Here is a 13,583-nt window from a genome sequence, read left to right on the forward strand (position 1 = left end):
CCCGGCCGTACGTTGCGACACCGTTGCACGGTCCGGCGCGCCCGGTGGCGGCACGCCGACCCGGCTCGCGCCGCCCCGCGGTACGCGCAGCGGCCCCCGCCGGTACGCACGGGCCCGGGCGGGTACTCCGGACTCCATGGCCGGCATCGAACTCATCAGCAGCGCGTTCGACGACCACGCCGTTCTGGCGCGCAGGTACGCGTACGAAGGAGAGAACGAATCCCCGCCGCTGGCGTGGAGCGGCATCCCGGACGAAGCGACCGAGCTGGTGCTGTTGTGCGAGGACCCCGACGCGCCGTCGGGCACGTTCGTGCACTGGGTGGTGGTCGGCATCGACCCCCGCAGCGACGGTACGGAAGCGGGCCAGGTCCCGGCCGGCGGCACCGAACTCGTCAACGGCTTCCACGAACGGGGCTGGGGCGGACCGCACCCGCCGCCGGGGGACGAGGCGCACCGGTACCGCTTCCGGCTGTACGCCCTCGGGGAGCCGTGCGTCCTGCCCGAGGCGCCGAGCGCCGACCAGGTGCACCGCGTCGTCGACGACCGGCGACTCGCCGACGGCACCCTCGTGGCGCTCTACCGGCGCTGAACGAGGACCGGGCCCGGCCCCGGCGGGGACGTCCCCGCCGGGGCCGTGTCGTGCCGTCCCCGTGCGCCGCGGCGGCCCCGCGTCCGGCCGGTCACGTCCCCTCCCGGTCCGGGGCCCGGGCCGGCCCCGCCCCGGCGGTCGTCCGGGCCTCGTCCGTGGCGCGCAGCCGGTCGCCGCACCAGCGCCCGGCCGTCCCGGCGACGTGTTCCAGGGCGCCCGGCTCCTCGAACAGGTGCGTCGCCCCGGGGACGACGTGCAGGGCGTGCGGGCACCGCAGCCGCCGGGCCGCCTCCTGGTTCAGGGCCAGCACCTGGTGGTCCCGCCCGCCGACCAGGAGCAGCACCGGAACCGTCACCCGCTCCAGGGCGTCCCCCGCCAGGTCCGGACGCCCGCCCCGTGACACCACGGTCAGCACGCGGTCGGGCCGTTCGGCGGCCGCCACCAGCGCCGCGGCGGCGCCGGTGCTGGCGCCGAACAGGACGACGGGCAGGCCGCGGGTGTCGGGCCGCGTCCCCAGCCAGTCGATCGCGGCCACCAGCCGCCCGCCCAGGAGCGCGATGTCGAACCGGTGCTCGGCGGTCAGCGCGTCGTGCCGCTCCTCGCGCTCGCCGAGCAGGTCCATCAGCAGCGTGCCCAGCCCGGCGGTGCGCAGTTCGGCGGCCACCATGCGGTTGCGCGGGCTGTGCCGTGAACTCCCGCTGCCGTGCGCGAAGAGCACCACGGCCCGCGCGGATGCCGGGACGACGAGATCGCCGGAGAGCGTGACCTCACCGGCGGGCACCAGAACCATGTCGGAGGTCATCGGTATCCGCCTCTTCCCCATCGGCCGATCGCGCGGATCGCCACGACCCGGGCGTCCCGCACCGCGTACCCACGATGCCGGGGGGAACCCGTGCGCGGGAGCGGGGTCCCGTTTGGCCGCCGTCCGGGAGGAAACCCCGGACGGGAGGGGACGGCCGGGCGCACCGCGCGCACCTCTGCGGGCGGAGGACGTCCCCGGCGACGCGGCCGGCCCGCTGTGGGGACCGCGCGCACGTCGTCGTCCGAGGAAGGCAGGTCACAGGTCATGCGATTCCAGGACCGCCGCCACGCCGGCCGGGAACTCGCCGCCCGGCTGCTGGAACGGCCGGCGGACAGTGCTCTCGTCGATCCCCTCGTGCTGGCCCTCCCCCGGGGCGGTGTCCCGGTGGCCGCCGAGGTCGCCCGGGCGCTCGGCGCACCGCTCGACGTCCTCGTGGCACGGAAGATCGGCGTCCCGGGGCACCCCGAGACCGGCATCGGCGCGATCGTCGGGGACGACCCTCCCCTGTTCGACCGGCGCTCGGTGGCCATGCTCGGCCTGAGCGAGGACGGGCTCCGGCCGGACGTGACCCGGGAGCGGGCCGAACTGCGGCGCCGGGAAAGGCGGTACCGCGGCGACCGGCCCGCGCCGCGCGTCGAGGGCAGAACCGTGGTCGTCGTCGACGACGGGCTCGCCACCGGCGTCACCGCGCGTGCCGCCCTGCGCCACCTGCGCCGGCGCGGGCCCGCGCGGCTGGTCCTCGCCGTCCCGGTCGGCGCACCCGAGTCGGCGGCGGCGATGCGCGCGGAGGCGGACGACGTCGTCTGCCTGCACCAGCCGCCGGACTTCAGGGCGGTCGGCCTGTGGTACGCCGACTTCGAGCAGGTCGGCGACGAGGAGGTCACGCGGATCCTGCACGGACACACCGCCGGCGCGGGCGGGGGCGGAGGGAAAGGAACCCCTGGTCATGGGCCGCGGGAGACGGGATGACGAGGGGGTGGGGCGAGGCGGGACCGCGCCGCGGAGCCGGTCCTTCGGGGACCGTGGGCCCTACTCCGAGGAGCACGAGCGGGTCTTCCAGGTCCTGGGCCGCCTGCAGCGGGCGCACCGGGGCGAGGCCGTCCACCTGGAGGAGGTGGCGAGCGCCTCGCGCCTGCCGCCCGAGGAGACCTCCGCGCTGCTGCACGACCTGGTGGCCGTCCACGGCCTCGCCGCGGAACTGGCCGGATCGGACACCCCGGACCTGGGGCCCCGCTTCGAGATCAGACCCCGGCTGTGACGGCACCGCTCCGGCCGCGCACCGGCGTCATGGGCGCACGGAGGCGTCAGGGGGACGGAACGGGCGCACAGAAGAGGGGCCCGGCTGATGCCGGGCCCCTCTCTTTGGTAGCGGGGACAGGATTTGAACCTGCGACCTCTGGGTTATGAGCCCAGCGAGCTACCGAGCTGCTCCACCCCGCGTCGGTTCTGCCACTCTACACGGCGATCCGGGCGGGCTGGGCACAGGGGGTCAGCCGCGGACGATGTTCTCCGCCTGGGGACCCTTCTGTCCCTGGGTCACGTCGAAGGTGACCGCCTCTCCCTCCACCAGCTCACGGTAGCCGTTGCCGGAGATGTTGGAGTAGTGCGCGAAGACATCCGGGCCGCCGCCGTCCTGGGCGATGAATCCGAAGCCCTTTTCGGCGTTGAACCACTTCACGGTGCCGCTGGCCATACTGCTGTGTCCTTCGTTCTCGCCGGCGGACGCCGGCTGGAATGGGTGTGGGCGCCATCCATGATCATGGATCGCGTCCCAGACCCGTTCTACCCCACGAAGGGCCCCGCAATCCGCACTTGGCGCTCAAAAACTTCTCCATCGTGACCTGTTCTCAGCCGATGGATGGACGGTGACGCCACGTGCGCGCGACGGGACCTTCCGTGACGGTCAGTCGCCTCCGCCGCCTCCGCAGGACGAACCGCCGCCGCACGACCAGTCGCCCCCGCCGCCGTCACCGCCCCCGTCGCCGCCCCAGGACCGGCGCCGCGACCTGCCGCCGCGCCGGCCGGCGCGTGCTCCCGCGAGAAGGATCACGACGAGCGCGAACCCCGCGATCATGACGAATTCCACTGCACTCCACCCCCGTGGCCGTCCGACGACGACTTCCGTCAGGACCATGCCCCGCGGGGCGGAGGGAGCAAGCGCGTCTTGAGGAACTCCAGAGCTTCGGCGGCCCGCCCGGGCGCGCGATGGCTTCAGTCCACGACGGTCACCGTCCCCGTCGCTCCCGCCCGACGGGCGGGAGCGACGCCGAAGTTGCCCTCGACCTCCGCCTTCTCGGCCGCGTTCGGGTAGGGGTTCGTGCACGCGACACCGGCGCTGGAACCCGACATCAGGCTGGTGCAGGGGCCGGGTTTGCGGTCCGGCAGGCCGAGAATGTGGCCGAGTTCGTGCGCCGAGATGCGGACCGTGTTGTAGCCCTGGTCGACGGCCTGCCGTCCGATGTAGACGGTGCCGTTGCCGAGCGAGGTGGTCAGGGCGCGGGGCCAGCCGTTGTCGGCGAGGATCCGGATGTTGGCGCGTTGCCCGGAGGCGACGGGCCGCAGTTCGACGCCGTCCACGCTCTCGTTCCAGATCGCCGCGCCGCGGTCGACGGCGGCCCGGAACTCCGCGGACGCGCCGGCGTCGTAGGTGACGATCCGGGCGGCGAGGGGCTGGTCGGCGGGGGCTTGCGCGTGCGCGTAGGCCGGGCCTGCGAAGAGGGTGGCGGCCGCCGTGAGGGCGGCGGCCAGGGCCGGGACGCGGGTGCGTGAGTGCATGGTCGACCTCCTGTGGGGGAAGGTGGGCGTGCTCATGTCACATGCTGCTGGCCCTCTGCCCATGTCGCGCGGCCGTCAATCCGTCATTCGGAGCCGCGTCGTGTGAACGGGGCCCGCGGTCCGCACGTAGGGAGAACCGGGAGCCCCGCCCCCGCGTCATGACACGCCTCGTCCCGCACCCGGACCGCAGCCACTCAAACCGCAGCCACTCAAGGAGCACCGATGACCACTCCGCGCCTCAGCGACCGGCTGGCGACGCACCAGCCCCTCGTGCTGGGCCTGTTCCGCATGGTCCTCGGCCTGTTGTTCGCCAGCGAGGGCGCCGCCACGCTCTTCGGGGTGCTGGGGCGCGAGGCCGCTCCGGCGGGCGACTGGCCCTTCTGGTACGCCGGAGTGATCGAACTGACCTGTGGCGTACTCGTCCTCCTGGGGGTGGCGACCCGTGGGGCGGCCTTCCTCAGCTCGGGCGCGATGGCCTTCGCCTACTTCACCGAGCACCAGCGGGACGGCCTGTTCCCGCTGCAGAACGGCGGACTCTCCCCCGCCCTGTTCTGCTGGGGCTTCCTGCTGCTGGTCTTCTTCGGGCCGGGCGCCCTGTCCCTGGCCTCCCTGACGGGCCGGGAGGGACGGCCGCGGCCCGTCGGCCGGGACGTCACCGAGCCGTCCCGGTGACGTCCGCCCCGTCCCCCGGGGCGACCCGGAACACGCGGGGACACGACCGCGGCCGCCTGCGGCGACGGCCGGACGCCCTGGCACGCCCGCGCGGGCGGCCGTTCACCCCGCGGAGGCGGAGGCGGTGGACGGGACCGGTGACGAGGAGTGATAGGGCTGGTCGCAGTGCGGCCAGTCGCGGAAGTCGCGGTGGCGCAGCCACAGCCGATGCGCGGCCTGGATGTTCCACTCCGGGTCCAGGGCCCGGAGCGGGTCGCCGCCCAGCCGCCGCAACTGCATGTCGGATATCTGGAAGACGCCCCAGTTGCGGGTGCCGTTGGTGTTGGGCAGGACGTGCAGGGGATCGAGGAAGGACTGGCAGCGCGCGATCCCGACGGCACGGTCCGGTGCCTCCGTGAAGACCTGCCGCACTCGCGCCTCCACCCGCTGCGCCGGCCAGGTCCGCATGCTCACCCGGCGCTCGTACAGCGCCCGGACGGTGGGCTCGTCGACGATGCCGCGCACCGGCAGGCCCGCCAGCGCCTGGAAGGCGGTCACCCTGCGCAGCGTCTCGGGTCCGAAGTCGCTGTCCACGGCCAGGTTTCCGCCGGTGGCCCGCAGCAGCCGCTGCAACTCCGCCACGCACGCGTCGTGCTGGCCCATCGTGACGACGGGACGGCACGCCGCGGACAGCAGCAGGCGCTCCCCCGAAGCGGTCGCGGTGCGGGAGACCCGCGCGTCCGGCTCGCCGCCGCGTCCGAAAGGGTTCGGCAGGACCAGCGCCGCGGCGAGCAGGACGGCGGTCGCGCCGACGCCGGCCAGGACCGCGCGCCGGCGCCGGGGCGGCGTTCCGAGGACACGGGGGCCGGCCGGCCCGGACCGCGTCACCGGTCCGGCGTGCGGCGGTACGGCGCCGGGTCCGTCCGGCGACGGCACGGAGTCCGGACCCGCCGGGGACGGCCCGGCCCCGGTGGCGGAGGGCCGGCCGGCACCGGAGGCGGCCGCGCCGGCGGGCCGTCCCGCGCCGGGGGGCGCCTCCGCCGACGGCGGCTCGGGCTCCCGCGACGCGAAGGCGTCGCCGAGGTGCGCGTCGGGCCGTGACGCGGCGTCCGCCAGAGCCCACAGCCGGTGCAGCTCGCGCAGTTCCGCGTTGGACGCCCCGCAGGCCACCGCGACGGCGTGCACGGTGCCGTAGTCCGGTGGCACGTGGGAGCCCGCGCAGTACCGGTGCAGACTGGACCTGCCCACTCCCGCGGCCTTCGCCACGCTCTCGTAGGAACCGCCCGCGCGGTTCTTGAGCATCCGCAGCTGCGCCGCGAACCGGGCGACCTCCGGCAGGAGTTCGGCCATGACGTCCCTTCGGGGAGGAGTCGGGAAAGAGGAGGCTCACGGTCGTGGGGCGCACCGTCGGCGTGACGGCGTCCCAGATTGCCAGCCCCACCGCCGCGCGCACCAGAGCGTCGACGGTCCGGGCGTCCCACCGGCGTCCCACCGACCGGACGGAACCCCGTGACCAGGCGGGACGCGGGCGTCCCCGGCGTCCCAACGCGACCGCCGCACCTGGTGGCGGCCCGGCGTCCGTGCCGCAATGGGTGCGGCCCGGCGATCGCCGGCAGCCCGTCCACGAACCGGGGGTCACCTCATGACACGGATACGCACGTCCCTGGCCGCCACGGCCGCCGCGGCGGTCGCCGCGGCCGGCCTGGTGATGACCGCCCCGCCCGCGCAGGCCACCGCCGCGGAGTGCACCAACGGGGCCAACGGCTTCACCGGCATCCCGTACAACAAGAACGGCAGCACGGTGCACTCCGTCGGCATCGGCGGCGGGGTCACGGTCAAGCTCCAGCAGGGGTACGTCAACGGCAGCAACCACGGGTGGGCCCGCATCGACGGCGACACCTTCGCGGGCGACCGGGTCTGGATGGACTGGACCTGGGACAACGGGGTGCACTGGATCCAGTGCGGTCCCTTCACCGTCCAGTCGAACGGCAGCCCCAACACCAGCGCGGCGAAGGTGACCAGCCCGAGCACCAGTTACCGCTTCCGGGCCTGCGGCCGCCTGGTCGGGGAGAGCAGCGTCTCCTACTGCACCCCGTGGTGGTGATGGCGTGACTCCCGCCCGGGGCCGGCGACCGCGCCGGTCCCGGGCGCTTTCGCGCCCTGCCGGCACCACCCGCCGCGACGACTCCCGCGGCTCGTCCGGGACCGGCCGCCCAACGGTCCCCACCACGGCGGATCGTCCCCCCGCACGCCGGGGGACGACTTGTAGTGTGGCGCGGTGACGACGACCCGGATGATCATCCTCAACGGCGGTTCCAGCTCGGGGAAGTCCGGCATCGTGCGCTGTCTCCAGGCCGTACTGCCCGATCCGTGGCTCGCCTTCGGCGTCGACGCGTTCGTCGACGCGCTGCCCGCGGCGCTCCGGGCGTCCGGGTCGGGGCTGGAGATCGCGGCGGACGGCCGGGTGAGCGTCGGGGCGGACTTCCGGGCGCTGGAGGAGGCCTGGACCGAGGGCGTCGTGGCGACGGCCCGCGCCGGCGCCCGGATCGTCGTCGACGAGGTCTTCCTCGGCGGGGCCGCCTCCCAGCAGCGGTGGCAGAAGGCACTGGGTGACGTGGCGGTGCTGTGGGTCGGCGTCAGGTGCGGGAGCGAGGTCGCCGCGGGCCGCGAGATCGCGCGCGGGGACCGGGCCCGGGGAATGGCCGCCTCGCAGGCGGACGCGGTGCACCGGGGAGTGGTCTACGACCTGGAGGTCGACACCACGCACAGCGAGTCCCTGGCGTGCGCGCGTGCCATCGCCGCCCACGTGCGCTGACCGGTCCCGGTCCCATTCCCGCGCCCGCCCGCTGCGGAGGGGCGGGTCGGCGCGGTGGGGGCGTCGCCGCTCGGCACGGACGCCGCGGTGGTGGGCGGCGCTGCGCTCGTCCTGCACGCCACCCGCTCGCCGCGGTGGTCGGCACTGCCGGCGGACTGAAGGCCCTCACGCCCACGCCCGCACGCCCACACCGACGCGCCTACGCCGGCCCGGTGCGTCGGCGGCACGGTGCGTCGGCGGCCCGGTGACGGGCGATCCGGCGGCGGGCGATCCGGCGGCCGGCGATCCCGGTACCTCGGCGGCCGTACCGGGATCCCGGGCGCGGGCCGGCGTCGTCGGGGTCGCACCCGGCGGTGACCGCCACGGCCGCACGGCCGGGCGGGCCGCCGTCGGGCGGGGGCGGGCGACGCGGGGGAATCCGGGCCGGCAGCCGCCGGGTGCGCGCCCGCCGTGTTGCGCCGTCGCCGCGGCCGGACGCCCCCTACACTGCGATCACTCCCGTGTCAAAAAATACCCTTTTGCCACTTTTCCCATGGATGTGGACGCCCCCGTCCACTCTCCGTCCGCTGCCCGAGGAGGCGCCCCGTGACCGCTCTGCCCCGACGCGGTGTACTGAAAAGCCTGCCGCTCGCCGCCGGGGCGGTCCTGGCCCCGGCGGCGAGCGCGTACGCGGCGTCGTCGACGGGTGCGCACGCGGCGTCGTCCGCCCCTGCCCACGCGGTGCCGCGCCGCGAGGACGTCCCCGGCTTCCCCCAGCCGGAGACGCGCGGCACCCCGCCCCTGAGCACCACCCTGAACACACGACTCACGGTGGGCCTCACCGACGTGGCGCTCCCCGGCGTGGGCACCGTCCGCGTCCGCACCTACGAAGGGACGGTCCCCGGACCGACCCTGCGGGTGCGCCCCGGCGACAGCCTGGAGATCACACACGTCAACGCGCTGCCGCCCGACGCCGCGGGCCCCCATCAGGACATCAACGTCCCCCACCGTTTCAACACCCTCAACCTGCACACCCACGGCATGCACGTGGACCCGACGGGCGAGGCGGACAACGTCTTCCGCGCCTTCGCGCCCGCCACGGAGCCGGGCGGCACCACGAGCCACCGCAGCAGCGTCACCGTGCCGGCCGACCACCCCGCCGGCACCTTCTGGTACCACCCCCACCACCACGGGTCCACGGCCACCCAGGTGCTCAACGGCATGGCCGGCGTCATCGTCGTGAAGGGCGACGTCGACGAGGTCCCCGAGATCGCCGCCGCCCGGGAGGTCGTCGTCTGCTTCAACGAACTCCGCCTGAGCGGCGGACGGGTGCCGGACATGACGTCGGAGGGCGCCTTCGAGGGCATCGCCCCCACCTTCCTCGTCAACGGCGCGAAGAACCCCGTCCTCGCCCTCGCGCCCGGCGAGGTCCAGCGGTGGCGGATCGTGCACGCCGGGGCGACCACCCCGCTCACCCTGCGGCTGGACGGGCACACGATGCACCGGATCGCCCAGGACGGCATCACCCTCATGGCCCCCGTCCCCTCCTCCGCGGTGGCCCTGCCCATGGGCGGCCGGGCCGACGTGCTGGTCCGCGGCGGTGAGCCCGGCACCTACGAACTGGTCACGGACGGCGTCGACCGTCCCCTGATGACGGTGGTCGTCACCGGCGCGCCCCGCGACATGCCGCTGCCGGCCGGCCTGCCCGGACGGCCCACCACCCTGCCCGCCCCCACCCGCACCCGGCACCTGGCCTTCCGCAGCTACAGCAACGTCTTCCCCGGCGCCTTCCCCAACGCCTACCGCATCCTGGGCGACGGGGAGACGCCGCACGCCGATGCCGCGGCGGGCGTACGGGACCCGGCCTGGGGCCGCTTCTCCCCCGATCACGTCAACCACCGCGTCCGGCTGGGCGAAGTGGAGGAGTGGACCGTCGCCAACGACTCGCACAGCCATCCCCACCACCCCTTCCACCTGCACACCCACCACTTCCTGCTCACGGCGGTCGACGGCCGCCCGCTGGCCACCCCCGTCTGGCGCGACACCGTCACCGTCCCGTCCCGCGGCACGATCACGTTCCGGCTGCGCGCCGAGGACTTCGAGGGCCGTTCGATGCTGCACTGCCACCAGCTCCAGCACGAGGACCAGGGCATGATGCAGATCGTCGAGTACGTCCGCTGAGCCCCGCCCGTTCACGGCGCCGGCCCCCGGCGCCGTGAACGGTGATGGATCCGGCGAGATCCTGTCACCGGGCTGTGAAGAACCCGCGGGACGCTGGAGCGGCACTCCGGAACACCACGCTTCTCATCGGGGGATCCACGTCATGAGCACCGCACGCAGAGCAGCCGTCGTCCTCGCCGCCCTCTCCGCACTGGCCCTGACCGCCTGCGGTCCCACCGAGGACGGCGCGGCGGACGACACCGACACGACGCCGCCCGCGAGTTCGGCGGCGGCCTCGCCGAAGACGCCGTCGACGCCACCGTCGGGGCCGGCCTCCCCCACCGGAAGTCCGTCGGGCCCCGGCTCGACCGGCGGGGGCGGCTCGACCGGCGGGAGCGGATCGTCCGGCACCGGCTCGACCGGTGGCGGCGGCTCGTCCGGCACCGGAAGCGGGTCGTCGGGTGGGGGCTCCCCGGCCGACCACGACGTCTTCCCGTGCAGCACGTACGACGTGAAGTTCACCGCGAACCTCGCCGAACCGACCACCGGCAGCTACCTGTTGAAGATCACCAACAAGAGCGGGAAGGCCTGCCGGGCGCTGGGCCACCCGGTCGTGACCTTCGGCGAGCTGGACGGCCAGGCCACGGAGCGGGGCACGGCCCCCGGCATCGAGGACGCGCTCCGGCTCGAACCGGGCGAGTCGGCCTACGCCGGCCTCATGGGGGGAGCCGACGACGGCAAGGGCAGGACGGTCGCGTCGATCGCGATGACCATGGACACCGAGTCCGATCTCGAACAGACCCCCCTCGACGCCCCGACCCCGGGCCTGTACGTCTCCCCCGACACCAACTCCGTGACCCCGTGGGTGAACGACGCGGAGGACGCGCTCAGCCTGTAGGCCGAACCGAGGACCGCACACCCACGGGTGCGGGCGCCGTGCGCGCCGGGGCGCGCACGGCGCCCGCACCCGGTCGCGGCCCGGCGGGCCGACGGCCCGGGTGACGGATCCGCCGACTCGGCAGACGGATCCGCCGAACGGTGCAACCATTCCGCCAAGCGGGCTGTCTCACCCGATAACCGTCACACGCACCCCCAGGGGGACACCATGGTGCGAAACAGAACCATTTGGGTCATCGCCGCCGTCATGACCGCCACGCTCGGCGCGGCCGCGGTCCCGGCTCAGGCCGCCACGGCGGCCGCCCCGCGCGCGGCCGCCGCCTGCCCCACCGGCTGGGGCAGCCTCGACAAGGCGTACACCGCCGGCACGGCGACGCCGGTGCGCAACGCGCGGACCGGACAGCACGACTGCCACGACCGGCTCGTCATCGACGTTCCGGGCGCGACCGCCGGTGAACTCGGCTACTCGGTCCATTACGTGGACCGCCTCTACCAGGACGGTTCCGGCCGCTACATCCCGGTGGGCGGCGGAGCGATCCTGGAGGTGCGGGTGAGCGCGCCCGCCTACGACCCCGACACCGGCACCCCGACGTACCCCGCGCGCGTCGCCCAGCCGCTGCCCGGTGTGGACGTCACCGGCTACCGGACCTTCCGCGACACGCGGTACGCCGGCAGCTTCGAGGGCGACACGCAGATCGGGCTCGGAGTGCGGGCACGGCTGCCCTTCCGGGTGCAGCGGCTCGACGGCCGCCTCGTCGTCGACGTCGCCCACGGCTGGACGGCCGCCCGCTGACGCCTGCCGCGTCCGCGGCCGGGGCCGTCGCCCCCGACCGCGGGCGCGGCCGGTGCGCCGGCGGCCGGGGGCACGGAACGGAAGGGGTGCGCGCCTTCCGGGACCGGCCCCTCGGCGCGCGTCGGCCGGCGAGGGCCCGGTGCCCGCGCCGGCCGACGGAACGGGTCGCTCAGCCGGTCGTGCAGGCGGTGCCGTTGAGGGTGAACGCGGCCGGTGCCGCGTTGGCGGCGCCCTTGGTGCCGATGAAGCCCACGGTCACCGAGCCGCCGACGGGGATCTTCGCGGTGTACGCCGCCGCGGTCACGCTCACCGCGCTCCCGCTCTGGGTGGGGGTTCCACCCCACATGTTCGCCACCGTCTGGCCGTCCGGGAAGGCGAAGGCGAGGGTCCAGCCGTCGACCGCCGCCGTACCGGTGTTGCGCAGGGCGATCTCGGCCTGGAAACCGCCGGGCCACTGCCCCACCACGCGGTAGCCGACCGAGCACGCCGCTCCCGGGGTGCCACCGCCCTTGCCGGTGGTGACGTTCACCGTGGCCGAGCGCGCCGAGCGGTTGCCGGCCGCGTCACGGGCGTAGACGGCGAACGTGTACGCCGTTTCCGGGGTGAGGCCCGTCAGCGTGGCGGTGTTCGTCGTGGACGCGGCGACCTTGCTCTCGGTACCGCCGCTGATCCGCACGACGTCGTACCCGGCGACGCCGACGTCGTCCGTGGAGGCGCCCCAGGTCAGGGTCGCGGAGGTGGCCGAGACGGCGGAGGCCGCCGGGGTGCCGGGGGTGGTCGGCGCCCGGGTGTCGCCCGGGGTGCCGCCGCCGAAGACGGTGGCCTCCTTCGCGGTCTGGGCGATGCCGTCGGCGCCGTTGAAGATCCGCTGTCCCCAGGAGCTGAGGCGGGTCGGGTCGAAGTCGGTGGCGAGGTCGAGGACCGGGTCGGTGTTGCCGCTCCAGGACCAGGCCAGGTAGCCGAGGTCGAGTTGTTCGGCGGCGGCCATCATGGTGTCCTCGTCGGGGTCGCCCCACTGGTCGGCGGGCCCGCCGAACTCGCCGATGAGCAGCGGGAGTCTCGCGCTGACGAAGGCGTTGAGGTAGTCGGTGATCTCCGCCGCGGTGTCGAAGACGCTGTACATGTGGATGGAGAAGATCAGGTTGCCGGTGGAGTCGGCGTCGTAGACGGTCCGGGCGTTGGCGCGCATGACGCCCTGCCAGTCCTGCCCCCAGTTGGGGGCGTCGACCATGATCGTGTGCTGGAGGCCGGCCGCGCGCAGTTTCTTCACGGCGGCGACCGTCGGGTCGGTCCAGCCCTCCGGGGCGGTGTTGCCCCAGGGCTCGTTGCCGATGTTGACGATGACGTAGTCCTCCTGGCCGGCCAGGACGTCCTTCAGGCCGATCCAGTAGTCGGCGGCGTGGTCGAGGGTGCCGGCGGCGGCGTCCTCGCCGTAGCCGGTGGTGTCGTGCACCTCCAGGACGCAGATGAGGCGGTTGGCCTTGCAGCGGGCGATGACGGCGGCCACGTCCTCGGGAGTGTTCCTGGTCCAGCGGTGGCCGTCGGAGAGGACGACGCGGACGGTGTTGGCGCCCAGCGCCTTGACGTCGGCGAAGGACTGCGTCTCACCGGGGTACCAGGTGTGGGCGTGGTTGACGCCGCGCATCACGAAATCGTTGCCGTTGCCCTCCAGCAGACGTCCGCCGCTGATGTGCAGGCCGGTGGCGAGGGCGCGCGGGGCCTCGGCGGCCCGCGCGCCGGCCGGGGCGAGGAAGCCGAGGACGACGGCGAGGGCGAGCAGACCGGCCAGGAAGGGGGCGAGGTGACGTGGACCGGCCGGGGCGGGGGCCGGGGCGAGGCCGGGAGCGGGCAGGAACCTCTTTCGGGTCGTGCTGCGTGCTCTTCTCACTGCGACTCCAGGAGTGAGCGCCAGAAACTCAGGCATCGGGAGGATGGGTGGGAGCGCTCCCATAAAGCCACTGCGACAAGTACACGTCAAGAGATCGCGCACAGGCCGTCGGGCCCCCCCCCCCCGGGGGGGGGGGGGCGGGGGGGGGGTTGGGGGGGGGGGGGGGGGGGGGGTCCGGGGGTTGATGGGGGCGGCGCGCCCCCCGTGTTCGGGGGGGGGGCCCTGTCGGGGCGC

At 74.8% G+C, this 13,583-nt stretch carries 14 protein-coding genes and 1 tRNA gene; 9 read left to right on the plus strand and 6 right to left on the minus strand.

What is annotated here, in order from left to right; genetic code table 11:
• Positions 1-136: 136 nt before the first annotated feature.
• Positions 137-589, plus strand: coding sequence for a YbhB/YbcL family Raf kinase inhibitor-like protein (locus tag ACZ5FU_RS25585; RefSeq protein WP_451531199.1), 453 nt, complete (start codon positions 137-139; stop codon positions 587-589).
• A 91-nt stretch (positions 590-680) separates the two neighbouring features.
• On the opposite strand, the gene ACZ5FU_RS25590 is transcribed toward ACZ5FU_RS25585, so the two are convergent.
• Entirely contained in the window at positions 681-1,391 is a 711-nt protein-coding gene (locus tag ACZ5FU_RS25590; protein WP_451531200.1) for a dienelactone hydrolase family protein, read from the minus strand.
• Positions 1,392-1,655: 264 nt separating this feature from the next.
• On the opposite strand from ACZ5FU_RS25590, the gene ACZ5FU_RS25595 reads away from it, so the two are divergent.
• Together ACZ5FU_RS25595 and ACZ5FU_RS25600 are read left to right on the plus strand one after the other, a co-directional pair.
• Positions 1,656-2,360 carry a phosphoribosyltransferase gene (locus ACZ5FU_RS25595; protein WP_451531201.1) on the plus strand — a complete coding sequence of 235 codons (705 nt, stop codon included), beginning with the start codon at positions 1,656-1,658 and terminating at the stop codon, positions 2,358-2,360.
• Positions 2,338-2,649 carry a hypothetical protein gene (locus ACZ5FU_RS25600; RefSeq protein ID WP_451531202.1) on the plus strand — a complete coding sequence of 104 codons (312 nt, stop codon included), beginning with the start codon at positions 2,338-2,340 and terminating at the stop codon, positions 2,647-2,649. The genes ACZ5FU_RS25595 and ACZ5FU_RS25600 overlap by 23 nt, the downstream gene beginning before the upstream one ends.
• Positions 2,650-2,754: 105 nt before the next feature.
• On the opposite strand, the gene ACZ5FU_RS25605 is transcribed toward ACZ5FU_RS25600, so the two are convergent.
• From ACZ5FU_RS25605 to ACZ5FU_RS25615, 3 genes are all read right to left on the minus strand, one after another.
• Positions 2,755-2,831: transfer RNA gene (locus ACZ5FU_RS25605), tRNA-Met, on the minus strand.
• A gap of 49 nt (positions 2,832-2,880) precedes the next feature.
• Positions 2,881-3,084 carry a cold-shock protein gene (locus ACZ5FU_RS25610; RefSeq protein WP_073499692.1) on the minus strand — a complete coding sequence of 68 codons (204 nt, stop codon included), beginning with the start codon at positions 3,082-3,084 and terminating at the stop codon, positions 2,881-2,883.
• Between the two features lie 518 nt (positions 3,085-3,602).
• Complete coding sequence (locus tag ACZ5FU_RS25615; RefSeq protein ID WP_451531203.1) at positions 3,603-4,166, minus strand: snapalysin family zinc-dependent metalloprotease; 564 nt, start codon at positions 4,164-4,166, stop codon at positions 3,603-3,605.
• 222 nt (positions 4,167-4,388) lie between these two features.
• Between ACZ5FU_RS25615 and ACZ5FU_RS25620 the strand changes: the two genes are divergently transcribed.
• Complete coding sequence (locus ACZ5FU_RS25620; RefSeq protein ID WP_451531204.1) at positions 4,389-4,838, plus strand: DoxX family protein; 450 nt, start codon at positions 4,389-4,391, stop codon at positions 4,836-4,838.
• Between the two features lie 102 nt (positions 4,839-4,940).
• On the opposite strand, the gene ACZ5FU_RS25625 is transcribed toward ACZ5FU_RS25620, so the two are convergent.
• Positions 4,941-6,167 (minus strand): helix-turn-helix domain-containing protein, encoded by a 1,227-nt coding sequence (locus ACZ5FU_RS25625; protein WP_451531205.1) that lies wholly within the window; start codon positions 6,165-6,167, stop codon positions 4,941-4,943.
• Between the two features lie 292 nt (positions 6,168-6,459).
• On the opposite strand from ACZ5FU_RS25625, the gene ACZ5FU_RS25630 reads away from it, so the two are divergent.
• From ACZ5FU_RS25630 to ACZ5FU_RS25650, 5 genes are all read left to right on the plus strand, one after another.
• Positions 6,460-6,921 (plus strand): hypothetical protein, encoded by a 462-nt coding sequence (locus ACZ5FU_RS25630; RefSeq protein ID WP_451531206.1) that lies wholly within the window; start codon positions 6,460-6,462, stop codon positions 6,919-6,921.
• A gap of 189 nt (positions 6,922-7,110) precedes the next feature.
• On the plus strand, positions 7,111-7,632 hold the full coding sequence (cpt, locus tag ACZ5FU_RS25635; RefSeq protein ID WP_468646457.1) for a chloramphenicol phosphotransferase CPT: 522 nt from the start codon (positions 7,111-7,113) through the stop codon (positions 7,630-7,632).
• 585 nt (positions 7,633-8,217) lie between these two features.
• Entirely contained in the window at positions 8,218-9,792 is a 1,575-nt protein-coding gene (locus tag ACZ5FU_RS25640; RefSeq protein WP_451531207.1) for a multicopper oxidase family protein, read from the plus strand.
• 142 nt (positions 9,793-9,934) lie between these two features.
• Entirely contained in the window at positions 9,935-10,669 is a 735-nt protein-coding gene (locus tag ACZ5FU_RS25645) for a DUF4232 domain-containing protein (RefSeq protein ID WP_469046713.1), read from the plus strand.
• 207 nt (positions 10,670-10,876) lie between these two features.
• Positions 10,877-11,461, plus strand: coding sequence for an AMIN-like domain-containing (lipo)protein (locus ACZ5FU_RS25650; protein ID WP_469046715.1), 585 nt, complete (start codon positions 10,877-10,879; stop codon positions 11,459-11,461).
• Between the two features lie 169 nt (positions 11,462-11,630).
• Here the strand turns inward: ACZ5FU_RS25650 and ACZ5FU_RS25655 are convergent, their stop codons facing one another.
• A complete protein-coding gene (locus tag ACZ5FU_RS25655; protein WP_451530903.1) occupies positions 11,631-13,250 on the minus strand; it encodes a cellulase family glycosylhydrolase in 1,620 nt (539 codons plus the stop codon).
• Positions 13,251-13,583 lie beyond the last annotated feature (333 nt).

Source organism: Streptomyces sp. NPDC031554 (assembly GCF_055580685.1).

Excerpts from the sequence above, each read along its gene's own strand:
- ACZ5FU_RS25585 (WP_451531199.1), top strand. The coding sequence starts at position 137 with ATGGCCGGCATCGAACTCATCAGCAGCGCGTTCGACGACCACGCCGTT.
- ACZ5FU_RS25590 (WP_451531200.1), bottom strand. The coding sequence starts at position 1,391 with ATGACCTCCGACATGGTTCTGGTGCCCGCCGGTGAGGTCACGCTCTCC.
- ACZ5FU_RS25595 (WP_451531201.1), top strand. The coding sequence starts at position 1,656 with ATGCGATTCCAGGACCGCCGCCACGCCGGCCGGGAACTCGCCGCCCGG.
- ACZ5FU_RS25600 (WP_451531202.1), top strand. The coding sequence starts at position 2,338 with ATGGGCCGCGGGAGACGGGATGACGAGGGGGTGGGGCGAGGCGGGACC.
- ACZ5FU_RS25610 (WP_073499692.1), bottom strand. The coding sequence starts at position 3,084 with ATGGCCAGCGGCACCGTGAAGTGGTTCAACGCCGAAAAGGGCTTCGGA.
- ACZ5FU_RS25615 (WP_451531203.1), bottom strand. The coding sequence starts at position 4,166 with ATGCACTCACGCACCCGCGTCCCGGCCCTGGCCGCCGCCCTCACGGCG.
- ACZ5FU_RS25620 (WP_451531204.1), top strand. The coding sequence starts at position 4,389 with ATGACCACTCCGCGCCTCAGCGACCGGCTGGCGACGCACCAGCCCCTC.
- ACZ5FU_RS25625 (WP_451531205.1), bottom strand. The coding sequence starts at position 6,167 with ATGGCCGAACTCCTGCCGGAGGTCGCCCGGTTCGCGGCGCAGCTGCGG.
- ACZ5FU_RS25630 (WP_451531206.1), top strand. The coding sequence starts at position 6,460 with ATGACACGGATACGCACGTCCCTGGCCGCCACGGCCGCCGCGGCGGTC.
- cpt (WP_468646457.1), top strand. The coding sequence starts at position 7,111 with ATGATCATCCTCAACGGCGGTTCCAGCTCGGGGAAGTCCGGCATCGTG.
- ACZ5FU_RS25645 (WP_469046713.1), top strand. The coding sequence starts at position 9,935 with ATGAGCACCGCACGCAGAGCAGCCGTCGTCCTCGCCGCCCTCTCCGCA.
- ACZ5FU_RS25650 (WP_469046715.1), top strand. The coding sequence starts at position 10,877 with ATGGTGCGAAACAGAACCATTTGGGTCATCGCCGCCGTCATGACCGCC.